This is a genomic window from Leisingera daeponensis (genome assembly GCF_019801465.1).
Taxonomy (GTDB): domain Bacteria; phylum Pseudomonadota; class Alphaproteobacteria; order Rhodobacterales; family Rhodobacteraceae; genus Leisingera; species Leisingera daeponensis_A.
Genome location: NZ_JAHVJA010000004.1, coordinates 86,051 through 109,930 on the forward strand (window position 1 = coordinate 86,051; position 23,880 = coordinate 109,930).

At 62.3% G+C, this 23,880-nt stretch carries 26 protein-coding genes; 16 read left to right on the plus strand and 10 right to left on the minus strand.

Annotated features, from left to right (window positions below; translation table 11 throughout):
* Positions 1-1,029 (plus strand): L-threonine 3-dehydrogenase, encoded by a 1,029-nt coding sequence (gene tdh / locus KUV26_RS11360; RefSeq protein WP_222508591.1) that lies wholly within the window; start codon positions 1-3, stop codon positions 1,027-1,029.
* Positions 1,030-1,106: 77 nt separating this feature from the next.
* On the opposite strand, the gene KUV26_RS11365 is transcribed toward tdh, so the two are convergent.
* Positions 1,107-1,835, minus strand: a complete 729-nt coding sequence (locus KUV26_RS11365) for a metallophosphoesterase family protein (RefSeq protein ID WP_222508421.1) — start codon at positions 1,833-1,835, stop codon at positions 1,107-1,109.
* A 188-nt stretch (positions 1,836-2,023) separates the two neighbouring features.
* Here KUV26_RS11365 and KUV26_RS11370 point away from each other — a divergent pair, with 188 nt between their 5' ends.
* A complete protein-coding gene (locus KUV26_RS11370; protein ID WP_222508422.1) occupies positions 2,024-2,416 on the plus strand; it encodes a hypothetical protein in 393 nt (130 codons plus the stop codon).
* A gap of 57 nt (positions 2,417-2,473) precedes the next feature.
* Here KUV26_RS11370 and serA read toward each other — a convergent pair whose 3' ends face one another.
* Entirely contained in the window at positions 2,474-4,069 is a 1,596-nt protein-coding gene (gene serA / locus KUV26_RS11375) for a phosphoglycerate dehydrogenase (protein WP_222504217.1), read from the minus strand.
* A 62-nt stretch (positions 4,070-4,131) separates the two neighbouring features.
* Positions 4,132-5,286 carry a phosphoserine transaminase gene (locus KUV26_RS11380; protein WP_222508423.1) on the minus strand — a complete coding sequence of 385 codons (1,155 nt, stop codon included), beginning with the start codon at positions 5,284-5,286 and terminating at the stop codon, positions 4,132-4,134.
* Positions 5,287-5,566: 280 nt separating this feature from the next.
* On the opposite strand from KUV26_RS11380, the gene serB reads away from it, so the two are divergent.
* The 5 genes from serB to KUV26_RS11405 all read left to right on the plus strand — a co-directional run bounded on the left by serB (position 5,567) and on the right by KUV26_RS11405 (position 8,381).
* Positions 5,567-6,442 (plus strand): phosphoserine phosphatase SerB, encoded by an 876-nt coding sequence (gene serB / locus KUV26_RS11385; protein WP_222508424.1) that lies wholly within the window; start codon positions 5,567-5,569, stop codon positions 6,440-6,442.
* Between the two features lie 7 nt (positions 6,443-6,449).
* Positions 6,450-7,208, plus strand: a complete 759-nt coding sequence (locus KUV26_RS11390; RefSeq protein ID WP_222508425.1) for a TSUP family transporter — start codon at positions 6,450-6,452, stop codon at positions 7,206-7,208.
* Between the two features lie 64 nt (positions 7,209-7,272).
* Positions 7,273-7,593, plus strand: coding sequence for an ArsR/SmtB family transcription factor (locus KUV26_RS11395; protein WP_222508426.1), 321 nt, complete (start codon positions 7,273-7,275; stop codon positions 7,591-7,593).
* Positions 7,590-8,027, plus strand: coding sequence for an SRPBCC family protein (locus tag KUV26_RS11400; protein ID WP_222508427.1), 438 nt, complete (start codon positions 7,590-7,592; stop codon positions 8,025-8,027). The genes KUV26_RS11395 and KUV26_RS11400 overlap by 4 nt, the downstream gene beginning before the upstream one ends.
* Positions 8,028-8,060: 33 nt before the next feature.
* Entirely contained in the window at positions 8,061-8,381 is a 321-nt protein-coding gene (locus KUV26_RS11405) for a YciI family protein (protein WP_222504211.1), read from the plus strand.
* A 37-nt stretch (positions 8,382-8,418) separates the two neighbouring features.
* Here KUV26_RS11405 and KUV26_RS11410 read toward each other — a convergent pair whose 3' ends face one another.
* A complete protein-coding gene (locus KUV26_RS11410; protein WP_222508428.1) occupies positions 8,419-9,417 on the minus strand; it encodes an asparaginase in 999 nt (332 codons plus the stop codon).
* A 192-nt stretch (positions 9,418-9,609) separates the two neighbouring features.
* Between KUV26_RS11410 and KUV26_RS11415 the strand changes: the two genes are divergently transcribed.
* The 3 genes from KUV26_RS11415 to rlmN all read left to right on the plus strand — a co-directional run bounded on the left by KUV26_RS11415 (position 9,610) and on the right by rlmN (position 11,929).
* A complete protein-coding gene (locus tag KUV26_RS11415; protein WP_222504209.1) occupies positions 9,610-10,140 on the plus strand; it encodes an invasion associated locus B family protein in 531 nt (176 codons plus the stop codon).
* Positions 10,141-10,240: 100 nt separating this feature from the next.
* Positions 10,241-10,636, plus strand: coding sequence for a lysozyme inhibitor LprI family protein (locus KUV26_RS11420; RefSeq protein ID WP_222508429.1), 396 nt, complete (start codon positions 10,241-10,243; stop codon positions 10,634-10,636).
* A gap of 105 nt (positions 10,637-10,741) precedes the next feature.
* Positions 10,742-11,929 (plus strand): 23S rRNA (adenine(2503)-C(2))-methyltransferase RlmN, encoded by a 1,188-nt coding sequence (gene rlmN / locus KUV26_RS11425; protein ID WP_222508430.1) that lies wholly within the window; start codon positions 10,742-10,744, stop codon positions 11,927-11,929.
* 39 nt (positions 11,930-11,968) lie between these two features.
* Here rlmN and KUV26_RS11430 read toward each other — a convergent pair whose 3' ends face one another.
* Positions 11,969-13,210: a reprolysin-like metallopeptidase gene (locus KUV26_RS11430; protein ID WP_222508431.1), complete on the minus strand. Its 1,242-nt coding sequence runs from the start codon at positions 13,208-13,210 to the stop codon at positions 11,969-11,971.
* 331 nt (positions 13,211-13,541) lie between these two features.
* Between KUV26_RS11430 and KUV26_RS11435 the strand changes: the two genes are divergently transcribed.
* Positions 13,542-13,751, plus strand: a complete 210-nt coding sequence (locus KUV26_RS11435; RefSeq protein ID WP_222504205.1) for a hypothetical protein — start codon at positions 13,542-13,544, stop codon at positions 13,749-13,751.
* A 27-nt stretch (positions 13,752-13,778) separates the two neighbouring features.
* On the opposite strand, the gene KUV26_RS11440 is transcribed toward KUV26_RS11435, so the two are convergent.
* Positions 13,779-14,627 (minus strand): TIGR00730 family Rossman fold protein, encoded by an 849-nt coding sequence (locus KUV26_RS11440; RefSeq protein WP_222504204.1) that lies wholly within the window; start codon positions 14,625-14,627, stop codon positions 13,779-13,781.
* A 148-nt stretch (positions 14,628-14,775) separates the two neighbouring features.
* Here KUV26_RS11440 and KUV26_RS11445 point away from each other — a divergent pair, with 148 nt between their 5' ends.
* From KUV26_RS11445 to KUV26_RS11460, 4 genes are all read left to right on the plus strand, one after another.
* A complete protein-coding gene (locus tag KUV26_RS11445; RefSeq protein WP_222508432.1) occupies positions 14,776-15,696 on the plus strand; it encodes a threonine/serine dehydratase in 921 nt (306 codons plus the stop codon).
* Between the two features lie 38 nt (positions 15,697-15,734).
* On the plus strand, positions 15,735-16,334 hold the full coding sequence (locus KUV26_RS11450) for a GntR family transcriptional regulator (protein WP_222508433.1): 600 nt from the start codon (positions 15,735-15,737) through the stop codon (positions 16,332-16,334).
* 119 nt (positions 16,335-16,453) lie between these two features.
* Complete coding sequence (dapD, locus tag KUV26_RS11455; RefSeq protein WP_222477144.1) at positions 16,454-17,281, plus strand: 2,3,4,5-tetrahydropyridine-2,6-dicarboxylate N-succinyltransferase; 828 nt, start codon at positions 16,454-16,456, stop codon at positions 17,279-17,281.
* 254 nt (positions 17,282-17,535) lie between these two features.
* The gene (locus KUV26_RS11460) at positions 17,536-18,903 is read left to right on the plus strand and encodes a formimidoylglutamate deiminase (RefSeq protein ID WP_222508434.1); all 1,368 of its coding nucleotides are present in this window, start codon (positions 17,536-17,538) and stop codon (positions 18,901-18,903) included.
* Here the strand turns inward: KUV26_RS11460 and KUV26_RS11465 are convergent.
* Positions 18,900-19,433, minus strand: coding sequence for a HutD family protein (locus tag KUV26_RS11465; protein WP_222508435.1), 534 nt, complete (start codon positions 19,431-19,433; stop codon positions 18,900-18,902). The genes KUV26_RS11460 and KUV26_RS11465 overlap by 4 nt on opposite strands.
* 144 nt (positions 19,434-19,577) lie before the next feature.
* Between KUV26_RS11465 and KUV26_RS11470 the strand changes: the two genes are divergently transcribed.
* Entirely contained in the window at positions 19,578-19,925 is a 348-nt protein-coding gene (locus KUV26_RS11470) for a hypothetical protein (protein ID WP_222504199.1), read from the plus strand.
* 9 nt (positions 19,926-19,934) lie between these two features.
* Here KUV26_RS11470 and KUV26_RS11475 read toward each other — a convergent pair whose 3' ends face one another.
* The 3 genes from KUV26_RS11475 to KUV26_RS11485 all read right to left on the minus strand — a co-directional run bounded on the left by KUV26_RS11475 (position 19,935) and on the right by KUV26_RS11485 (position 23,746).
* Positions 19,935-20,990 carry a transporter substrate-binding domain-containing protein gene (locus tag KUV26_RS11475; RefSeq protein ID WP_222508592.1) on the minus strand — a complete coding sequence of 352 codons (1,056 nt, stop codon included), beginning with the start codon at positions 20,988-20,990 and terminating at the stop codon, positions 19,935-19,937.
* 105 nt (positions 20,991-21,095) lie between these two features.
* Complete coding sequence (locus KUV26_RS11480; RefSeq protein ID WP_261399845.1) at positions 21,096-21,917, minus strand: Hint domain-containing protein; 822 nt, start codon at positions 21,915-21,917, stop codon at positions 21,096-21,098.
* A 257-nt stretch (positions 21,918-22,174) separates the two neighbouring features.
* Positions 22,175-23,746 (minus strand): Hint domain-containing protein, encoded by a 1,572-nt coding sequence (locus tag KUV26_RS11485; protein WP_222504197.1) that lies wholly within the window; start codon positions 23,744-23,746, stop codon positions 22,175-22,177.
* Positions 23,747-23,880: the final 134 nt, after the last annotated feature.

The window sequence follows — 23,880 nt, forward strand, 5'->3', positions numbered from 1 at the left end:
ATGAAGGCGCTGGAGAAGAGCCATCCGCAGGAGGGCTTGTGGATGGTGCAGGCGCCGGTGCCCGAGATCGGCCCGGACGAGGTGCTGATCAAGGTGAAGAAAACCGGCATCTGCGGCACCGACATTCACATCTGGAACTGGGACGAATGGGCATCGCACACTGTGCCGGTTCCGATGATCACCGGCCATGAGTTTGCGGGCGAGATTGTCGAGACCGGCCGCAATGTCACCGATCTGGTCGTGGGGCAGCGCTGCTCCGGCGAGGGGCACCTGATCAAGACGGATTCGCGCCAGAGCCGGGCCGGCAAGTTCCACCTGGATCCCGGCACCCGCGGCATCGGGGTGAACGAACAGGGCGCCTTTGCCCAGTATCTGAAGCTGCCCGCCTTCAACGTGGTGCCGCTGCCGGATGACGTGCCGGACGAGATCGGCGCAATCCTCGACCCCTTGGGCAATGCGGTGCATACGGCGCTGAGCTTTGATCTCTTGGGCGAGGATGTGCTGATCACCGGCGCGGGTCCGATCGGCATCATGGCGGCGGCGGTGGCGAAACACGCCGGCGCGCGGCACGTGGTGATCACCGACATCAACCCTGACCGGCTGAAGCTTGCCTCCCATGTGGTGCCTGCAGTGCGCACAGTGGATGTATCCAAGGAAGAGCTGCCGGATGTGATCCATCAGCTGGGCATGAAGCAGGGATTTGATGTCGGGCTGGAGATGTCTGGCAGCCAGGCGGCGCTCGACCAGATGGTCGAGGCACTGGTGATGGGCGGCAGGATTGCCCTCCTGGGCATTCCGCCGGGCAAGTCGCCGGTCGACTGGTCGCGCATCGTCTTCAAGGCGATCACCATCAAGGGCGTCTATGGCCGCGAGATGTTCGAGACCTGGTACAAGATGATCGCCATGCTGCAGAACGGGCTGGATGTCAGCCGGGTGATCACCCACCGCTTCAGCGTGGATGATTTTGCCGAGGGATTTGCGGCGATGAAATCCGGGGCCAGCGGCAAGGTGGTGCTGGACTGGACGTGATGACCTTTTGAGGGGGCCTTGCCCCCTCGCGCCTTCCGGCGCTCACCCCAAGATGCTTTTCGCCTTAGGAAGTGGCGTTACGGGAGCAAAGGAACCCTGCCCGCTTCTGCCAGCAGCCAGCAGTCGCGTCCCTCGAATACCGCAGCAGTGAGCGGTCGGCCATAGCCGGCGCCGCTGTCGAGATTGACGCGGTTGCCATAGTGGCTGGCCTTGTCCACCGGCGTGTGACCATGCACGATCAGCTTCGGATGCGGGCCGGTGTGGTCGTGGAACGGCTGCCGGATCCAGACCAGGTCGTCCTCATGCTGCCCCGCAAGCGGCACTCCGGGACGTATCCCGGCGTGCACAAAGGCTAGCTCCGGCGTCTCGTGCAGGGCAGTAAGGCTGCGCAGGAATTCTGCGTGCGGCGCAGGAATGACCTCCTTGGCCCTGGCGTGCAGATCGTCGAGCCGGGTGCGGTCCTCGAATGTCAGCCCGTAGCTGGCCAGAGTCTCAACTCCGCCGATCCGCTCATGCAGCCAATGGTAGCCGATCAGCAGATGCGGGTCGTGGCGTGGCGTCTCTTCCAGAAACCACTCGAACATCCGGTCGTGGTTGCCCTTCAGGCAGACCCAGTTGCGGCCCTCGCCCCGGCCTGCAATCAGCCGGTCAAGCACGCCGCTGCTGTCAGGTCCGCGGTCCGCGTAGTCGCCTAGAAACACAATGCGGGCCTCCGGGCCTCCGTCGGCCTCAATCCGCTCCAGCGCCTGGTCCAGCATGTCGAGCTGTCCGTGGATATCGCCGATGGCGTAAATGGGAGCAGTCATGAAGCGGATCCTTTCAGCGGGTAAGAAGGCAAGGCCGGTGTATCGTGACGTGCAACGGGAGTCCCGGCGAAACTGCCCCTGAAACGGATTTACCCGCAAGATCAGGTGAATGTGGTAATCTAACTGCACATGGCTGCGAGCCGCCGGGAATAGGAAAGGCGGAGCGGCGCTCTGGGGAGGGACGGGAAATGACTGGAATTGCGCGGCTGTTTATGCTGACTGCGGTGATCTGCGCCTTAGGTGGTATGGTCTGGGGCATCCAGATGTCAGCGAGCCAGGATCACCTGCTGTCGCCTGCGCATGGGCATCTGAACCTGCTTGGGTGGGTCAGTTGCGCGATCTACGCCTTTTACTATCATCTGGTGCCTGGTGCGGATTACGGCGCGCTGCCGCGCCTGCATCTGGCCGCAGCCCTTCTGTCTCTGGGCCTTCTGGTGCCGGGCATTCCGCTGGCGATTCAGGAACGCACCGAAATGCTGGCGCAGGCCGGATCACTGGCGGCGCTGGTGTCGATGCTGCTGTTTGGCGTGATTGTCCTGCGCAGTCGGCCTGACAAAGCTGCCTATGCGCCGCAACAATGAATGATAGGGACCCTCCGGCAGCATCAAGCCGGAGGGCCAAATCGTGCAAGGCCGCTGTCAGACGACGTCGAACTGCAACGGTTTGATCTGATTGAACAGACCGGTTTCAGCCAGTTTGGCGCGCACCTCTGCCGGAACTTCGTCATCGACATACAGAAGTGCGATGGCTTCACCGCCAGCCTCCGAACGGCCGAGCGTGAAGTTGGCGATGTTCACGCCGTGGTCGCCCAGGGTATGGCCCAAGGCACCGATGATGCCGGGCACGTCCTCGTTGGTGGTGTAGAGCATGTGGGCGCCGACATCCGCGTCGATGTTGATACCCTTGATCTGGATAAACCGCGGCTTGCCGTCGGAGAACACAGTGCCTGCCACCGAGCGTTCGCGCTTGCTGGTCACAGCCGTTACCTTGACATAACCATCGAAGGCTCCGGACTTGTCCTGGCTGGTGGTAGAGATCTGAACGCCGCGCTCTTTGGCTACAACCGGGGCAGAGACCAAATTCACCTCGGGGTTGGAGCGTTTCATGATACCTGCAACCACCGCGCAGTTCAGAGCTTCAAGATTCATTCCAGCGGCAACACCGTCATAGAGAATGTTGATCGCCTTGATCGGCTCATCCGTCATCTGCCCCACAAAGCTGCCCAGATGGTCGGCCAGCTTGATCCAGGGCCCCATGACCTTTGCTTCCTCTGCGGTCACGCTGGGCATATTGAGCGCGTTTTCAACAGCCCCGGTCAGCAGGTAGTTCGACATCTGCTCTGCCACTTGCAGGGCGACGTTTTCCTGAGCCTCGGTGGTGGCAGCGCCCAGATGCGGGGTGCAGACCACATTGGGCAGCCCGAACAGGGCGTTTTCCTTGGCCGGTTCAACCGAAAACACGTCGAAAGCGGCGCCAGCCACATGGCCGGAGGTCAGCATTTCCGCCAGCGCGCCCTCGTCCACCAAGCCGCCGCGGGCGCAGTTGATGATGCGCACGCCCTTCTTGGTCTTCGCAAGGTTCTCCTTGGACAGGATGTTGCGGGTCTGGTCGGTCAGCGGCACGTGCAGGGTGATGAAGTCGGCGCGTGCCAGCAGCTCGTCCAACTCGACCTTTTCGACGCCCATCTTGTCGGCTTTTTCGGTGCTCAGGTAAGGGTCATAGGCCACCACCTTCATCTTGAGGCCGCGGGCGCGGTCGCAGACGATGCCGCCGATGTTGCCGGCGCCGATCACACCCAGGGTCTTGGCAGTCAGCTCGACCCCCATGAACTTGGACTTTTCCCACTTGCCGGCATGGGTGGAGGCGGAGGCCTCCGGCAGCTGGCGGGCCACCGCGAACATCATAGCGATGGCATGTTCGGCGGTGGTGATCATGTTGCCGAATGGGGTGTTCATCACAATGACGCCGCGCTTGGAGGCGGCTTCCTTGTCGATGTTGTCGGTGCCGATGCCGGCGCGGCCGATCACCTTGAGGTTATCGGCGCTTTCCAGGATCTTTTCGGTCACCTTGGTTGCGGAGCGGATGGCGAGGCCATCATACTGGCCGATGATTTCCGCCAGTTTTTCCTTGTCCTTGCCCACATCGGGCAGGAAGTCGACGTCAATGCCGCGGTCGCGGAAGATCTGGACGGCGGCCTCGGAGAGCTTGTCGGAGATGAGGACTTTGGGAGCCATGTTTGCGGTCCTTGTAAGAAATCTTGGAAGCGGCGGGCGCAATCGCCCGCCCTGCAGGTTGCTCAGGCCGCTTCGGTCTGCGCGGCGATCTCGGCCTCGAAGGCCCATTTGATCCAGGGCATCAGGGCTGCCACGTCGGCGGCCTCCACCGTGCCGCCGCACCAAATGCGCAGGCCCGGAGGCGCGTCGCGGTAGGCGCCGATATCATAGGCAACGCCTTCGTTTTCCAGCCGTTTGGCCACAGCCTTGGCAAAGGCGGCGCCGTCCTGGATACGCTCGTCGGAGAACTTGAGGCAGACAGATGTGTTGGAGCGGTATTCCGGCTGCTCGGCCAGGAAGGCGATCCAGGGGTTGTCCTGCACGAAGCTTTGCACCGCGGCCAGGTTGGCATAGGCGCGCTCGCGCAGGCCTTCCATACCGCCCACCGAGCGGGCCCAGTCGAGCGCCAGCAGGTAGTCCTCCACCGCCAGCATCGAAGGAGTGTTGATGGTCGCGCCCTGGAAGATGCCGTCGATCAGCTTGCCGCCCTTGGTCAGGCGGAAGATCTTGGGCAGCGGCCATGCGGGTGTGTAGCTCTCCAGACGCTCCACTGCGCGGGGGCTGAGGATGATCATGCCGTGCGCCGCTTCGCCGCCCAGGACCTTCTGCCAGGAGAAGGTGGTCACATCCAGCTTGTCCCACGGCAGATACTGCGCAAAGGCGGCGGAGGTGGCGTCGCAGATGGTCAGACCTTCGCGGTTCGCCGGGATCCAATCACCGTTGGGGACGCGCACGCCGGAAGTGGTGCCGTTCCAGGTGAAGACGACGTCATTGGTGAAATCGACGGTGCCGAGGTCCACGATCTGGCCATAGTCGGCGGTTTTGACGGTGGCGTCGAGCTTCAGCTGTTTAACCGCGTCGGTAACCCAGCCGGAGCCGAAACTTTCCCAGGCCAGCATCTCAACTCCGCGGGCGCCGAGCAGGTTCCACATCGCCATTTCCACCGCGCCAGTGTCGGAGGCGGGCACGATGCCGATCTTGTAATCGGCGGGAATGTTCAGGATTTCCCGGGTGCCTTCGATAGCTGCTTTCAGCTTGTCCTTACCCACCGCGGCGCGGTGTGAGCGGCCCAGCGGCGCGCCTGCAAGTTTGCTCAGATCGAAGACGGGGGGTTTGGCGCAGGGGCCGGACGAAAAACGCGGATTGGCCGGCCGCGCGGCAGGTTGTTCAATAGCCATAAATGCTACCCTTCCAGATAAGCGCCCCTCGTTGGGGAGGGGTGTCCCGTGATCAGAGCTAGTGTGCTGCAGCGCGGCACGCAACAGGAATTTCAGAAAAATGCGGCTGTTCATCTGTTTTTTGCGACATGATTTTCCACCATCGGAAACAGCCGCGCTGAAATGGCGCAAAGGTCTGCTCCTTATGATACCCGCTGATTTCAGCAGATTTTTGCCGTCTGGTTGTTCTGCTTCGAGGGCGCTATGACATTGGCAAACAGCGCTGGAACGGAGCCCGCCGATGTACACCGCCACCCTGCTTTGCAATCCTGACAACCCGGTTCTGGAACCCGCGCTGATCGAATCGCTGCGCAACGCCTGGGGCGGCGATGAGGCGGTCTGGCTGGCGCTGGGGGCGGCGGCCGAGTTTCCGCTGAAGCAGATGCCGGCCAACCGCTGGGACGTCTGGGCAGACCTGCAGAGCATGGGCGTGGATCTGGTCATTCAGCCCAGCGCCGAGCGGAAGAAGAAGATGCTGCTGGCCGACATGGATTCGACCATGATCCAGCAGGAATGCATTGACGAGCTGGCCGAGGAGGCAGGCGTCGGCGCGCGGGTGAAGGACATCACCGCGCGGGCGATGAACGGCGAGCTGGATTTCGAAGGCGCGCTGACAGAGCGGGTCGGGCTGCTGAAGGGGCTGCCGGAATCCGTGATCACCAAGGTGCTGGAAGAGCGCATCACGCTGATGCCCGGCGGCCAGCAGCTGCTGGCGACGATGAAGGCGGATGGTGCCTACGCGGCGCTGGTTTCCGGCGGTTTCACGGCGTTTACCGCACGGGTTGCAGCACAGCTGGGCTTTGACGAGAACCGTGCCAATACGCTGCTGACCGAGGACGGCAAGCTGACCGGCGAGGCGGGCCGCCCGATCCTTGGTCGGGAGGCCAAGGTCGAGGCCCTGGAGCAGATCTCCGCCCGGCTAGGCATCTCTGAAGCGGGTGTGATTGCGGTGGGCGACGGCGCCAATGACCTGGGCATGCTGAAGCGCGCGGGCGCAGGTGTGGCGCTGCATGCCAAACCCTCTGTTGCGGCGGAATGCGAGATCCGCATCAACCACGGCGACCTGACGGCGCTGCTGTACATCCAGGGCTACGCCCAGGACGAATTCAAAGGCTGATCACAACATGCTGGAAGTGGGTTTTGAGACCCTGCTGCTGTTGCTGGCGGCGGGCTTTGCCGCCGGGTTCATCGACGCAATTGCCGGCGGCGGCGGGCTGATCACGGTGCCGGTCCTGCTGCTGGCCGGGGCCAATCCGGTCACTGCGCTGTCGACAAACAAGATCCAAGGACTGTTTGGTGCTGCGACGGCGGCGGCGACATATGCGCGTGCCGGGCATGTTGACCTGAAGGCCCAGGTCGGGCCAGCGTTGATTGCCTTTGCGGCGGCAGTTGCGGGTGCGTTTCTGGTGGCCTACCTGCCCACCGAGTGGATCCGGGTGATCCTGCCGGTGCTGCTGATCGGGATCGCCATTTTCTTTGCGCTGAAGAAGGGGCTGGACGATCTGGACCGGCACCGCCGCCTGTCCCCTGCCCTGTTCACCGCCCTCATCGTTCCGCTGTGCGGGGCCTATGACGGGTTGCTGGGGCCTGGCGCGGGCAGCTTCTACATGCTCGCCTTTGTGTCGCTGGCGGGCTATGGCATCCTGCGCGCAACCGCCCACACCAAGCTGCTGAATTTCGCCTCTAATGCAGGGGGGCTGCTTGCGTTTTCCTTCTTTGCCACGCCGTGGTGGATCACCGGCCTACTGATGGGCTGCGCTCAGATTGCCGGTGCGCGGGCAGGAGCGGGACTGGCCAAGAAGCAGGGGGCAAAGGTGATCAAGCCGCTGCTGGTGGTGACCTCTGTCTCGCTCGCGGCCAAGCTGTTGTGGGATATGATGTGAAGGCTGGCATCGGGCCGCCTTTATTTAACATTTCATTTAATTAACATTCATGCTAATAAGAGGCATGACACCGATTCTGAAATCCTTTGCCGCGTTGTCGGACGAAACCCGGCTGATGATCGTGGATCAGCTGATTACCGAAGGTGAGCTGCCCGCCGGGGACCTGGCGCCTGGCGCTGGCATTTCTGCCCCTGCCATTTCGCGCCATTTGAAAGTGCTGCGTGAGGCCGGGCTGGTGACGCAGCGGGCCGACGGCACCCGCCGGCTGTATTCCGCACGTCCCGAAGGGCTGCGGATGATTGCCGAATGGACCCAGTCGCGCCGCACCTTCTGGGAAGGCAGCCTGAAACGGCTGGAAGCGGCCCTGATGGAGGACGGCGCATGAGCGACCTGCAACTGAAACGGATTTTTCCGGTCACCCCTGAAAAGCTGTTCGCGTGGGTGACCACACCGGACAAGCTGCTGGAATGGTGGGGGCCGGAAGGTGTCTCCATCCCTGAGCATGACTTGAACCTGAGCCGCACCGGCCCCTGGTATTCGATCATGCAGAACAGCGACGGCCAGCGGTTTCATGTCTCCGGCCAAGTGACCCATGTGGATGCGCCGAAATCAGTCGGTTTCACCTGGGCCTGGCACGAGGAGGACGGCAGCCGCGGCGCCGAAAGCCATGTGACTTTTACCATCGCAGCCGTCGGGGACGGTGCCCTGCTGCTGGTCGATCACCGCGACCTTGGCGACGACAGCATTGCTGCGCGCCATGAAGAAGGCTGGACCTCAACCCTGCGCAAGCTGGAGGCACTGCTGGGCGCAGCTTCCTGAAACGTATTTCACTGCAACCAAGGGAGAAGACCAATGCCACAGTTCATTTTTGCCTATCACGGCGGCAAGACCCCGGAGAGCGAGGAAGAAGGCGCCAAAGTCATGCAGGCCTGGAAGGACTGGATGGGGGCAATGGGGGACTCGCTGAAAGTGCCGGGCGCCCCGGTGGGCCTGTCCAAGACCGTCAGCGCCGGCGGGGTGGCGGACAATGGCGGCGCCAACCCTCTGTCGGGCTATTCGGTGGTGGAAGCGTCAGATCAGGACGCGGCTTGCGAGATGGCCAAGGGCTGCCCGATGGTGGCGGATGGCAGCGGTTCGGTTGAAGTGGCCGAGATCATCGATATGGAGATGTAACGCAAATGCCCCGGGATTGAGCCCGGGGCATTCGTTTTCAGAACAGCAGCTCAGCAGCGGGGCGGATTGACCCGCACTCCAGCCCGCGACGGCTGTAGAGCATCTTGTTCATGTATTTGCGGGTCTCCGGATGATCCGCTTCCAGCACGCCCAGGCTGACCATCAGCGCCGCAATCGCGCATTCGCTGGCGCGGGTGGTGCCATCGGCAATCTTCAGCGCGACCCCGAGTTTCTGTTCCGGCAGGATGGCGATGAATACCGCCTCGGCCCCGGTCTTGATCGCTACCTTGCCGCCCATGGCGCGCATCAGGTTGGTGCAGCAGCGGGTTTCGCCCGCGACCAGCTCCGGGTGCGCCGTCATGGCGGCAACAAGCTGCTGCGCCGCCTCGGTGGCGCGGTCGGAACGGTCCGCGGCGCTCGCGAACCAGGCCATCGAGCGCGCCAGACCGGTGACGGTGGTGGCAAAGTTCGGCGCCGAGCAGCCGTCGATACCATAGCCAGGGCTGTCCTGGCCGGTGGTTTCTTCAAACGCCGCCAGGCAGGCCTGCTGCACCGGGTGATCCATTTCGATATATTCAGTGCCGCCGCCCAGGTACTGGTTCAGGGTCAGGAAACCTGCGTGCTTGCCGGAGCAGTTGTTGTGAACCTGGCAGGGGCTGCTGTCGGTCTTGATCAGCTCGTTGCGGGCGGGGATGTCATCCGGCAGCTGCGGGCCGCAGCGGAAGTCGTCATCCCCCATGCCCAGCTGACCCAGCCAGGCGTTGACCCGGTCGGTGTGGATATGCGCGCCGTTGTGGGAGGCGCAAGCCAGCGCCAGCTGCTCGGACGTGAGCCCGTAGCGCGCGGCGGCGCCGGAGGTGACCAGCGGCAGCGCCTGGATCATCTTGGCGGAGCTGCGCGGATAGATCACCGCGTCCGGATTACCCCAGCTGCGCACCACCTGGCCGGAGGCGTCGCAAATGACGGCATGGCCCAGATGCAGGCTTTCCAGCAGCGGGCCGCGCCAGACTTCGGCCATGGGCACTGGATTCAGCATGGTATTTCCCCTCATGTTTGCGTGCGGAATTCTGGGCGAAATCCCGCCAAAACGCACTTTCGCCCGTGGTGCTAGTTACGTTAGTGTGCTTGTGTAGCGCAAGCGAGGGGATCGGGACCAGACGGCGGATGAACGCTGCGGGCCCTTTGCTTGGTTTTGAGGTATGAAAGAACAGTCTTGGAGTCGGGACAAATGGCATTGAAACTCGCCCGCGTGGCTGCGGGCCTGTGTCTGGCAGCATTGGCAACCACCGCAGTTGCGCAGGAAACGTCGAACAACCGGGTTGCGGCCAAGGTGGATTGGAGCGTTTTCGAAGGTAACGATCCGAACGAATGCTGGGGGGTTTCCGCGCCGAAGGAGACCGTGAACACCCGCGACGGCCGCGTCGTGGCGGTGCGCCGCAGCGAGATCCAGCTGTTTGTCACCTTCCGCAGCGGCGATGCGCCCAAGGGCGAGGTGAGCTTTACCGGCGGCTACCCGTTTGCGCCGGGCTCGACCGTGAACATGGCGATCGGCGAGTCCGAGTTCGAGCTTTTCACCGAAGGCGAATGGGCCTGGCCGGCAACGCCTGCGGATGATGCCAAGATCGTCACCGCCATGAAGCGCGGTGCCGATGCGGTGCTGACCGCGCGTTCGGCCCGCGGCACTCAGACCAAGGACACCTTCTCGCTCCTGGGCTTCACCGCTGCGGTGGAAGACGCAGAGAAGCGCTGCAGCAAGTAACCCTTTGCATGTATGCGGAGCGACAAGACCCCGGCCCGCGCCGGGGTTTTCTTGTTTGAAAGCCGCGGGGCGCGTAGCATGGGAACAGGAGGTGCCTGCCATGCCGAACTCTGCCTTGCTCCCGATCCCCTGCCTTGCGGTTGTGCTGTTTGCTTTGCCCGCCCAGGCCAATCCGGCGCTGGAATGCGGCGAGGTCAGCCAAGAGGAAGTCGGTACCTGCGTGGCCGAGGATGAGGAGGGCGTGGAAGCGGCGCTGTTCAACGCGCTGGAAGCAGCAATGGTCACGGCTGCCGAGCGCGACAACAGCAGAGGCGGGACAGAGACAGAGGCTGCGCTGATGGCGAGCCAAACCGCCTGGGAAGCGTTTCGCGCCTTTCACTGCAGTTACATCGGGTCTGCGCACCCTGTACCGGAAGACGCCGGAATCGCCACCCGGGCCTGCTGGACAACTCTGGGACGGGAGCGGGTCGACGAGCTGGTGCGGATGAGCCAGTGACCGCCCGGCCGCCAATGCGAAACCTGATTTACGCGGATTCCTTTTGATCTTCGGCTGAAATCCTATATAGAGCCGCATCCGCCCACCAGCACCGAGGCTTTTGCCATGACCGCCAGCGCGCCGATCACTCAGGATGTAATGACCCTGCCCCGCAAGGAGCCCGAGGGCGGCAAGATCAATCTTGTGGGCCTGACCCGCGAGCGGATGCGCGAACTGCTGATCGAGCACGGCACGCCGGAAAAGCAGGCCAAGATGCGGGTCGGCCAGATCTGGCAGTGGATCTACCAGTGGGGCAAGCGCGACTTTGCCGACATGACCAACCTGGCCAAGGCCTACCGCGCGCAGCTGGCGGAGACGTTTGAGATCCGCATCCCCGAGGTGGTGAGCAAGCAGGTGTCGACCGACGGCACCCGCAAGTATCTGGTGCGGATCAACGGCGGCCACGAGGTTGAGGTGGTCTATATCCCCGAGGATGACCGCGGCACCCTGTGCATTTCCTCCCAGGTGGGCTGCACCTTGACCTGCTCCTTCTGCCACACCGGCACCCAGAAGCTGGTGCGCAACCTGACCCCGGCAGAGATTGTCGGCCAGGTGATGATGGCACGCGACGATCTGGAGGAATGGCCGGTGCCGGGCGCACCGAAGGAAGAAACCCGGCTGCTGTCCAACATCGTGCTGATGGGTATGGGTGAGCCGCTCTACAATTTCGACAACGTGCGCGACGCGATGAAGATTGCGATGGACCCGGAAGGCATCTCGCTGTCCCGCCGCCGGATCACGCTGTCAACCTCCGGCGTGGTGCCGGAGATTGCCCGGACGGCCGAGGAAATCGGCTGCCTCTTGGCGATTTCCTTCCACGCCACCACCAACGAGACCCGCGACGTGCTGGTGCCGATCAACAAGCGCTGGAACATCGACGAGCTGCTGCAGGCGCTGGCGGATTATCCCAAGGCGTCGAACTCAGAGCGGATCACCTTTGAATACGTGATGCTGGACGGGGTGAACGACACGGATGAGGACGCCCACCGGCTGATCGACCACATCAAGCGCTACAACATCCCGGCCAAGATCAACCTGATACCTTTCAACGAGTGGCCGGGCGCGCCCTATAAGCGCAGCTCCAACAACCGTATTCACGCCTTTGCCAACATCATCTATCAGGCCGGCTATGCCTCGCCGATCCGCAAGACCCGTGGCGAGGACATTATGGCCGCCTGCGGCCAGCTGAAATCCGCAACCGAACGCGCCCGCAAGAGCCGCAAGCAGATTGAGGCCGAAGCCGGGATGAAGTAACCTGGCTCCGGCCCCGCTGCGGCAGGGTCCCCGGCTGCCTTAACTGAAAATGAAGTCGTCCGCGGCCAGCCCGCCGGTGTAGCCGGTGAGCTCAATATTGTAGTTGCCGTAGTAGCTGATCAGCGTGTTCCCATCCTGCTGGGAGATCGTGAGGTCGCTGAAATTGTCAGCGCCAGTGCCTTCGAACTTGATTCGATCGTTGCCGCGGCCGAAATCCCTGATGATGTCATTGTCGTTGTAGTCAGCAGCCTTAAAGATGAAGATATCCGCGTGCCTGCCGCCAAACAGGATGTCTGAACCGTCGCCGCCGACGAGGCGGTCATGCCCGTCGCCGCCCTGAAGCACGTCATTGCCGCGCCCGCCGAACAGCCGGTCGTTGCCCAGATTGCCGCGCAGGATATCCCGCTCGCCATTGGTGCCGGAAAAGTCGGACCCGCCCGTGCCACCAAATAAGGAATCAGCGCCGTCACCACCGATCAGAGTGTCCTGGCCATAACCGCCGAATAGCCGGTCATTGCCCCTACAACCCGCAAGCATGTCATCGGCTTCACGGCCTTTGACCGTATCATTGCCGCCATAAGCAAAGATTCTGGTCTCCTGACTGGTTGCCAGAACAGTCTCGGATCGGCCGCTGGCTTTGATAACAACTTTACCTCCGTCATTCACGAAGGCGCTCCAGCCATTGGTCCCTGCCGCCCCGCCATAAAGATGCTGCAGCGCCTGCACATCCAATGTGCCCAGATCGGTGGCGTTGTAGCCGCCATAGTTATACGTCATGACGGTGTGGGCCTGATCGTCCATGTGCCCGGCCAGCGTGTTCTCACCGTCATGAGAGTGCTCGAGTCCCACGGCGTGACCGATCTCATGCAGGATGGTTTCATATCCGTAGGTGCCTGGCGCCATGCTGCTGCCCTGAATCGCCAAGTCCCCTTGGCTGGTCGAATAGGCACTGGCCCAGGAATAGTTTGCCCAGCCCGCCGCTGAGCCGCCGTTGTAGCCGAAGACATTGACCATCGCCGGGCCATCGGTCTCGACGAAAATCAGGCCTGAGACTTCCTCGAATTCCGCCAGCGCTTGTCGGAAATAATTGCGCTGAGTGCTATTGAAGGTCCAGTAACTCGTCGCGCCGTAGGGGTCATCCGCTGCATTTCCCAGTTCGCCGTTGCCGACGAAGCTGTAGGTGACCACAGCCTGGGTACCGAGTCTTGCCTGGCTGTTCCAGCGGTAATTGTTGCTCGAGGTATAGGCCAAAAGCGCCGTATAGTCTGTGACTTCGGACATAGGTAATCTCCACTGCTCCACCACCGATAAGTTTTTGTTTGCAAATGTGGCCAAGATTGGCCGGTTTCCTGGCGCACGCGGTGCAAACACAGGCAAGTTTTCGGAAAATGCAGATCGCCTCCTAGCACGGGCACGTGCTTCGCGCCGATTCCACTCGACGTCCCTGCTGCTGCGGCAACTAAAAGACACCGGGCGCATATGTTGCAAAAACACAACAAAAGCGGCAGCCGCACGGTGTGCCGCATTCTTTCCCAAATGCAGCTCAATTTCCGCCGCTTCCGGCAAACAGTTTCCGGATTACGGACAATCAAAATTTCAGAAGGAAACGCAGATGGCTCCGACGGAACAAAAGACCGCCCCGATTGAACCCAGTGTTCTGGACCTGATCCGCAGCGAACGACAGAAGGCGCTCAGCCCGCGGGAGTGGCGGTTCCGCCTGCGCGGATACGGTTATGCAGTCAGGACAGTCGAAGGTGCCCAGATCCTCACCCGGCTGAGCACCGGCGATGAAGTGGGCCGACTGCCGCCGGAATTCGCCTGATCCCGGCAGCGGCAATTCACTTTGCGCTCAGCGCTCGCGGCCCGGCAGGCTGTCGCGCGGCGGTGCAGGTTCCCAGTTATCGATGATCTGTACCGCTTCCTGCGCGGTATCGACCACACGGAACAAATCAAGGTCCTGATCCGAAATGGTGCCGGCGTCAGCCAGTGCCTCCCAGTTGATGATCTTGTCCCAGAACGCCCTGCCGAACAACAGGAACGGCACCCGTTCCATGCGTCCGGTCTGAATCAGGGTCAGGCTCTCGAACAGTTCATCGAGAGTGCCGAAGCCCCCCGGGAACACGGTGATCGCACGCGCCCGCATCAGGAAATGCATCTTGCGGATCGCGAAATAGTGGAAGTTGAAACTGAGGTCCGGCGTCACATAGCCGTTGGGTGCCTGCTCATGCGGCAGCACGATCGACAGCCCGATGGAATGGCCGCCCGCATCCAGCGCGCCACGGTTGCCCGCTTCCATCACGCCGGGTCCGCCGCCGGTGACCACAACATTATGGCGGCCGCCGCTTTCCTTTGACTTCTCTGTCATCAGACGGGCGAACTCGCGCGCCTCGTCATAGAAATGCGACAAGTCCGCCAGCGTCTGGGTGCGTGCCTTGTCCTTGTGGGCGGGATCCGGAATGCGGGCGCCGCCGAACATCACGATGGTGCTTTCGATGCCATGCTCATTCAGCATCAGCTCCGGCTTTAACAGCTCCAGCTGCAAGCGCACCGGGCGCAGTTCCTCGCGGCACAGGAATTCCTCATCGGCAAAGGCCAGCCGGTAGGCCGGCGCCTGGGTCTGCGGCGTGGCGGGCACATGTTCGGCCCGGTCCCGGTCGGAGTGTGCGTCGCGGAAACGGCTGTGGCGGTCTTCGGTCATAAGCAATCCAAGTAAAAATGACAGGACCTCCTGTGTAACCGTCCTTGGCCGTTAGCGCCAATCAAGAATGTTTCAGAACGCGCCGTTCCGCTTGCGCCCGGGCCCGGTGCGGCTAAGGTTCCGGCGCAGCAGGCAGGGAGGACCGCGCATGGACTGGCAGAGTGAAATCACCGCAGCGGCAGAGCGCATCCGCCCCCATGTGCAGCGCACTCCAGTGATGCAGGCACAGGGCTTCGGGCTGCCGTATCCGGTGGAGCTGAAGCTGGAGCACATGCAGCATACCGGCAGTTTCAAGGCGCGCGGCGCCTTCAACACGCTGCTGAGCCAGGAGGTGCCCGCGGCCGGGCTGGTTGCGGCCTCGGGCGGCAACCACGGCGCCGCGGCGGCCTATGCCGCGCACCAGCTGGGCCACAAGGCGCGCATTTATGTGCCGGAGATGGCAGGCCCCGCCAAGATTTCCCTGATCGAGCGCACCGGTGCCGACCTGCAGGTGGTGGCCGGCGCCTATGCCAACGCGCTGGAACAGGCGCAGGCTTACGAACAGGAAACCGGCGCCATGCAGGTGCACGCCTATGACGCGCCTGCCACCGTTGCGGGCCAAGGCACCTGTTTTGCGGAATGGCAGGCCCAGGGGCTGGAAGCCGATACCCTGCTGATCGCCGTCGGCGGCGGCGGGCTGATCGGCGGCGCACTGGCCTGGTTTCAGGGCGCCCGGAAGATCGTGGCGGTGGAGCCGGAAACCTCCTGCGCGCTGAACGCGGCGCTGGCGGCGAAACAACCGGTCGACGTGGAGGTCTCTGGCGTTGCGGCCAACGCCTTGGGCGCCAAGCGCATCGGCAGCATCTGCTTTGAGCTGGCGGCAACGCAGGGCATCACCTCTCTGACTGTGCCGGACAGCGCCATCACCGAAGCCCAGACGGCGCTCTGGCGCGAGCGGCGGATCCTGGTCGAACCTGCCGGCGCAACGGCGCTGGCGGCGCTGATGTGCGGCGCCTACCGGCCGGCACCGGGCGAGCGGGTGGCGGTGCTGATCTGCGGCGGCAACATCGCCCCGGATCCGCTGGGATAATCCTTGCGGGCTGCAAGCCGCCCCGGTATCGCCATTACATGTCTGCAACCATTGCCGATACGATCTACCAGGCGTTGAGCGAGCGCATCATCACCGGCAGCCTGCCTGCCGGGGAAAAGCTGCGCCAGGACCATATCGCCCGCGAGTTCGAGGCCAGCCACGTGCCGGTGCGCGAAGCCTTGCTGCGGCTGGAGGCGCATGGGCTGGCCAAATCCGAGCCCCGCCGCGGCACCAGGGTCAGCGCGCTGGACCCGTCAGAAATCCGCGAGGTGATCGAGATGCGGGTGGCGCTGGAGGTGCTGGCCCTCACCCACGCCTTTGCCCGCCTGACACCTGAGGACATCGACGCGGCCGAGGCCGCCCGGCTGGCCTGCGACGCGGCAGAGGACATGGCCGGCTGGGAACGCCTGAACCGCGCCTTTCACCGGGTGATCCTGGCACCTTGCGCGATGCCGCGGCTGCTGGCCTCGATCGACGATCTGCACATCGCCGCCGCCCGGCATCTGTTTGCCAACTGGCAGCACCAGTGGACCCGCCGGGTCGACGCCGACCACGCCGCCATCGTCAGCGCGATGACCCGCCGCGATCCTGCCGCCGCCTGCGAAATCCTGCGCCGCCACTTGCGCCGGGTGCGCTGACCCGGCTGGAACCCGGCAAAACGCCGTCGAGGGCGGCAATTTGGACGCAATCCGGACATGACCTGCAGGCAGATTGCCGCTATGAAGCTGCGACTCAAACCGATGCCGGAGGAACATCCATGTCCAACGCCCAGCTGGAAGCAGCGATCGAAGCCGCCTGGGAGGCGCGCGACACCATCACCCCCGCCACCACCGGCGAGCAGCGTGAAGCCATCGAAGACACCCTGAACGCGCTCGATTCGGGCAAGCTGCGGGTAGCCGAGAAGCTGGAGAATGGCGACTGGCACGTGAACCAGTGGGCCAAGAAAGCAGTTCTCCTGGGCTTCCGCATTAAGGACATGGAAATCCACGAAGGCGGCCCGCAGGCCGGCGGCTGGTGGGACAAGGTCGACAGCAAGTTCAACGGCTGGGGCGAAGCTGACTGGAAATCCGCGGGATTCCGCGCGGTGCCGAACTGCGTGGTCCGCAAATCCGCCTATATCGCCCCCGGCGCAGTTCTGATGCCCTCTTTCGTGAACCTCGGCGCCTATGTTGACGAAGGCACCATGGTCGACACCTGGGCCACCGTCGGCTCCTGCGCCCAGATCGGCAAGAACGTGCACCTGTCGGGCGGCGTCGGCATCGGCGGCGTGCTGGAGCCGATGCAGGCCGGCCCCACCATCATCGAGGATAACTGCTTTATCGGTGCGCGTTCCGAAGTGGTCGAAGGCTGCATCGTGCGCGAAGGCTCGGTTCTTGGCATGGGCGTTTTCATCGGCAAGTCGACCAAAATCGTCGACCGCGAAACCGGCGAAGTGATGTACGGCGAAGTGCCGCCCTATTCGGTGGTCGTGGCTGGCTCCATGCCTTCGAAGAACAACATCAGCCTCTACTGCGCGGTGATCGTGAAGCGCGTTGATGAGAAGACCCGCTCCAAGACCGGCATCAACGAGCTGCTGCGCGACTGACCCGCGCCGCAATTATGAACAGCTGGAACGCGCCTCTTTTGAGGCGCGTTTTTCTTTGCCTCCGGCGGTTGGGACTTTGCCCCAAACCCCCGGATATTTTCAGCCGGATGAAGACGGGATCTTTTATTCATCTGGCCCGGAAATATCCCGGGGTGAGGCCGCCAGCCCGAGCGGCCGGGCCCTTCCTGTGCAAAACCCTTGCCGCGCAATAAACCCGCCGCTAATACTATTACATCTACACATAAGAGGGTCAGATGCAGACCATATTTGCCCAGCGCGCCCGCCTGCCCCAAGGATGGGCAGAAAACCTCCGGCTGACAATGGAAGCCGGACGGATCACCTCCATTGAAACTGGGGCCGAGCCTCAGCCAGGCGATACCCGGGCGGACGTGCTGCTGCCCTCGCTGGGCAATCTGCATTCGCACAGCTTTCAGCGCGCGATGGCGGGGATGACCGAATACCGTGCGGCGGGCAAGGACAGCTTCTGGACCTGGCGGGATCTGATGTACCGTTTCATGGACCGCATCACCCCGGAACAATACGAGGCCATCGCGGCTCTGGTGTTCTTGGAAATGCTCGAAGCTGGCTATGCCTCAGTTGGGGAATTCCACTACGTCCACCATCAGGCGGGCGGTTTGCATTTCGAATCCATGACGGAACTCAGTGAACGGGTGTTTTCCGCTGCCAGCCGAACCGGCATTGGCCTCACCCATTTGCCGGTGCTCTACAGCTATGGCGGGGCTGAGAAACAGGCCCTGAATGGCGGTCAGCTGCGGTTCGGAAACAAGGTGGCTGAGTTCTCCGATCTCGTCACGCGTGCCCGCGAAATTGCCGCCCGGAACTTGGCGGGAGATGCCAGGGTCGGCATCGCGCCGCACTCCCTGCGTGCCACCTGCCCTGAGGACCTTGCGGAGGTGTTGCAGCTTCAACAAGGGATGCCGGTACATATTCATATTTCCGAGCAGCCCAAGGAAGTGGCCGACATAAGCGCCTGGCTCGGCGCGCGGCCGGTTGAATGGCTTTTGGACAACGCTGCCGTTGACGGCAAATGGTGCCTGATTCACGCAACCCATATGACCAGCGCCGAGACGATCGGCATGGCCCGGTCCGGAGCCGTCGCGGGCCTTTGCCCGATTACCGAAGCCAACCTTGGTGACGGCCCCTTCAATGGACCCGAGTATCTGGCGCATGACGGTGCCTTTGGCGTGGGATCAGATTCCAATGTGCGGATTTCGCTGCCCGAGGAGCTGCGCACCTTTGAGTATTCCCAGCGCCTGCGCGACCTAGCGCGCAACGTGCTGGTGGCGGATGAAGGCTCAGTCGGCGAGACTCTGTACCTGGGCGCAGCCAAAGGCGGGGCGCAAGCCTTGGGGCGCGATGCCGGGCGCATTGCGGAAGGCGCGCTAGCAGACCTGGTGGCGATTGACAGCGGCGTGCCCGCTCTCTGCGCGCTGAAGTCCGAGCAGCTGCTGGACGGCCTCTGCTTTGCCGCAGGTGATGACACTGTGACCAACGTGTGGAGCGCTGGCCGCCATGTTGTGAAACAAGGCCGCCACATCGCGCGGGACGAAGTGGTCGAGGGCTACCGCAAAGCCGTCAAAGCCTTGCTGAACAGTCTCTAAACAGGCGCAAGCTGCACTTGAACGACTGCGCTGCCACTGGAGACTGCTCCAGAGGCAGCGCTTGCCGTTACAATGCCCTCTCCCGCTCCCAGGCGGCCGGTGCCCGTAATTTCCAGACTGCCGGAGATAACGAAAAGCGCTTGCCGCCCTCCAAAAACCGGCACGGCACCTTCACCCAGGACGCTGGCGGACGCTGCAACGCGTGCCGGGTCATAGATCACGTTAAACGCCTTGCAAGGTCCGTCGCGCAGACGGCACTCCAGCTGCAGCCCTCCATCGAATTCGAGCAGATCCAGAAGCCTTGCCTCCAGACGGGTACAGTCGTTCGACAAGGTGTGGCCTGCACCGTCAACGATACAGTGAATGCGCGCGAGGCCTGGAAAAGCTGAAAACGGGCCATTCCGCGAGATTTCGGCGAGGCTGAGCCGCCAGACCGTGCCGCCGCCTTTTGTCTCCGACGCCAGTTCTCGGGTCAAGCCGCCGCCGTTTTTCCAGGGCACAGGCCGGGCAGCCAGGGCGGAGAAGCGCATGGGGTATCCTCAAGCCTATTAATTATGCTTTGACATAAAGTCCCGAGGCTAAGTTCTGCAAGCTTTCCGTTTTACTCACGCCAAGCCGGTGGCGGCAGTGCTATTTGATTGACCATCCCCCTGCCCCGGCGCTATGGCGGCGGCATGGAAAAGAAGAAACCCTCCCGCCAGCAAGTCTACACCCTGCTTGTCCAGATCGGGCGCAAGGACGGAGACGGGCTGCCCGACGGCGCCACCGGCGCGGCGCTGATGATCTATGCTTCAGGTGTGGACGAGGCAGAGGCAGTGCGCGAGACCGTAGCGATCCTGAAGCAGGCGGATACCGCACCGCTGGACGTCACGGGATACGGCACGCTGGAAGAGCGAGAGGCCGAAGGCCATGAGATCGGCGACGAGGAACGCGATCTGATGCAGCGGGCACTGGAGGAAAACGCGGTGATCGTTGCCCAAATGACCCCGTTCTTCGATGGAGAGGAACCGGTTTTCCACTAAACATAGGCGTCAGTTCTGACTGCCGAACCACTTGCGGTAAAGGGCATCATAGCTGCCATCTTCCTGCATCGTCAGAAGCGCCTGGTTGACATCCTCCACCAGCGGAGAGCCGGCCGGAAACACGAGCCCGTAGTTCTCGCGCAGGAACGGCTGGCCTATAGTCTGCCCATATTTGTGCCCTCCCTGAAACTCATAGTAATTGAGCACCGGCGCATCAAAGACCACCGCCTTGATTTCAGACGCTTCAAACGCGGCAAACATTTCCTCCAGCTCTGAGAAGGCAGCGTAATCGATCTCGCGCCGGTCAAGGAACCCGGCGGCGGTCGATCCACCGATGGTGCCAACGGATCTGCCGTATAGGTCATTCACCGAGTTCACGGAACCGCTAATGGCTTCCACCGTCATCACGGCCGTGATCTTGGCGACGAATATGGAGACGATAAACAGCGAAGACACCACTAGCACCACGCCGAACATACGGCCAATGGGGGTGCGCGGCACCCGCTCCTCGAAGCCTCCGTTCACGACGAGGTTCAGCGCCCACCAGAAAGAGGGAAACCAGGCCTCCTTCAACGGGCGGTCGAAGTAAGGCTGCGCACGGCGTTCGAACGTCCACATCATCATGCCGCCGCCAAACAGCAGCAGAAAGGCAATGCCGATGGCCGCAGCCAGATCCCAGGACATGATCGCCCTCAACAGCGACGGTTCGCGGATGTCATCAGCCTGCACCATAATTTGCAGTCCGCTTGCAAAAATCGGATGACTGAAGTCCATCTGGATCTCGCGCGAGGCAGTGATCGAGATATTGGCTGCGGCCAGGTCCGCTTCGCCGCCGCGCACCCCCTCCAGCATCTCCGAGAAGCTGCTGGCGCGGTTGACACGGTACTCCCAGTCCAGCCGTTCCGCCAAAATCTTGAACAGTTCCAGAGAAAAGCCCGTGTCGCGCCCGTCTTCCACCATGGAAAACGGTGGCCGGGTAACAGTATTAACCGTCAGAACCTGTGCGGAGAGCAATTGCCCCCAAAGCAGGAACAAGGCAGCAGTGATCAGGCGGAGATACAGCACGGAAAGCTCGGGTTGGCCTCGAAATTGGGTTTCAACGTCCTTAGGCGGATCACGGTTTTCGCGCAAGCGCCTAGGCTGCACGAGGAAATTGCAGCAAGGGCTGTGTCAGGCCGTTCGCCGGTCTGCCAGCACCGCGGAATCAAAGGCCCGAAGCACCGGAAACTTCGGCTGCCGGTGCTCAGGCAAAACTGATGCACCAAACGGAGCAAGAAGGCTGGCAGCCAGCCGCTGCGGGTCGCGGCGCAGACGGCCCAGAAACAGGCTCTCCGTCATTGCACCAGCAGCAATCAGCGGCTCGTGATCAGGCAGCACGGCCTGGCAATACGTGATCAGCGGCGTTTCTGCCCGACTTGTCAGTGCTGTACCGGTGCCCACAAGGTTGCCGGCCGGCACCAGCACCTCAGGACGGCCAAACAGATATTCGACCTCGGATCCCGAAAGCACCAGGCGCTGGAACGTGGCAACTTGGATGTCCTGCAGCAGCCCGAAATAGGGGGCCCTCAGCCGCACCGGCGCAAAGGTGCCGATTGCAGGCACCTGGCGTTCCACCATCTGGAGGACTGGCACTGCCTCTCCTCCGCTGGTCAGCACCAGATCACCCCGCTGCAGACTGCTTAGCGCGCGGTAACCCGCCGGTGTGGCAACAGGAATGGACGGGATTAGTCCCGGAGCAGGCCCGGCAGGCTCGACCTTGCTGGACAGTGCAAGATACGCCACCGCCGGGGCTATAAACCTCAACGGTCCAGTAAGCGCCATAAGGTCCCGCAACCGCCAGGGTTTGGGGGCAGAAAGGCCGGCGATCTGCATCTGGCCGCCGTCCGGCTGTTCGAGTGTCAGCCGCCCGCTCCCGGCAAGCGCATCCCAAGCATAGCTCAACCGCAACCGGCCCGCCCGCCCCTGACCGGTCGGGTTCAGCGTTTGGTGCAAGACGGCGCCGCATTGCTCAAGCACAAAGCTGAGACCGCCACCCGGAACTGCTTGCAGAGCAAGCCGCAATGGCCAGTCACCGCCTTGTGAGTAAAGCAGCAAAGGCTCAGGGCGCGCGGTTTCAGGCAGGTGTAATTCCAGCAAAATAGTACCGCGCACCAGAAGGTAGTCGCCGTCACTGATTGCCGCCCCCCTCAGCGCCCGGGTATCGCACCAAGCGTGGCCGCCTCCAGAAACCGCGAACCAGGACATTGCTCTCAGGCCGCCCGTGTAACGGCCAAAAGCCTTCCTTCAAAGGATTTGAGCGCCGGCCGCGCCGCTGCGCTATAGCCTGCACCGGTTTCAGGATCCAATTCGGGAAAAAGCGCGCAAATCTCTTCAGCCGCCGGCCGTTCCAGCAGGTTGACAATTTGCGGGCCAGGCAGGAAGCTTTCTGTTTCCAAGCCTTCTGAATAGATTACCTGATGCCTGTCAAACATCAGATGAACATAAGTGACTTTACCGCCCGGCCTGCGGCTTACACTTCGGCCATTGACCAAATCCTTGGCAGCCACCAGCACTTCGTCTTCGCCAAAGAACAGTTCCGCATGGGCGCCGCGCACCAGCACCCGGTGCTGCGGAGAAACCATCAGCTCGCCATGCCGCCCGAAGGTATCCGCAGCGATACGAATGGGGGCAAAAGCACCCTCCGCCGCAACCGAGCGGCCGCCCGTCCAGCTTAGCGGCTGCGCTCCATCATCACGGGTTTCCACAAGATCGCCCGGCTCCAGGTCTTCGACCGGCACGTCACCGTCGGGGGTGCGGATCAGGGTGCCCGCCACAAAGCACGGGATCGAGCTTGCGTTGACAAAGCCGGTGTCGCTGATGGTGCCGTTAGTCACCTGGTAGGTGAAATTGAAATCCTCGATGTCGCCGTCGCCGACCAGCGTCAGCGTGCCGTCTGCATTCAGTTGAACCTGCTGGCCGGTGTTGAGAGTCACGACCGATCCGGCCGCCACTTCGGTCCCGTTGATATGCGTGATGGTCAACACGCCGCCGGAATTGTTCACATCATTGGCCAGCACATCGATGGTTTTGCTGCTGTCCGGCTCGACAAAGATATTGTCGGCTATTGCAACCAGATCAGTCTGAACCGAGTCGGCGGCGATCAGCAAGTTACTGTCATAGCTGCTGTCGCTGACATCAGCTATGCCGATACGGATGTCGTTCACCTCGCCCGGGTTCACCCGCATGGTCAGTGTCATAGTGATGGTTAGGCCATCCATCTCGGTGTTGTAGTCGTCACCGGCATTGTCGAGATAGAGATTCTCGTTGATCGACGAACTGATGTTGCTGGGATTGGCCTGGCCATTGCCGATTTCCAGAAGCACCTGTTCACCGTTGACCCATACTGCCACCACATCCTGGTAGACCGAGCTCTGGAATTCCGGGAATTCCTCGGATGAGAAGACGAATTGCATCGTCATCACATCAGCATCGGGAATGAAACTAACATCCAGATAGGACGCGTCATAGGTATTGGTTCCAGACGCGGCATTGAAATCCGGATTGTTGCTTTCGCCCGTGGTATTGGTCGAGGTCTGGGTTGACCTGTTGGGATCGCCGTTCGACCGGGTGAAATGACTGGCCCGTCCGGTCGAAAGGATTACGCCGGAATCACTTGGCGTCGCACCAGGGGCCCGCGAATCCCCGCCAGAGTAGATCGCTGAGGACTGGCTCCACCCCGAGTAGGAGGCGTCCACAACCGTGGCCCCGGAACCAAAGATGGTTTCCGCCATCTCCACTGCGGAGGCATTGGTGTTGTAGTTTAACTCGCGTGCCCTGACCATGCTTCCGCTGCTCCTGCTATCCGGGCAAGCGTCCCGTGCAGACAGATGCGCCTGTCTGCTCAGCCGGCGGAAACTCCGCAGTCCAATGGCGCGCCCCGCCGTTACGGTGGTGCTTCTGCTAGGACACCCTGCCT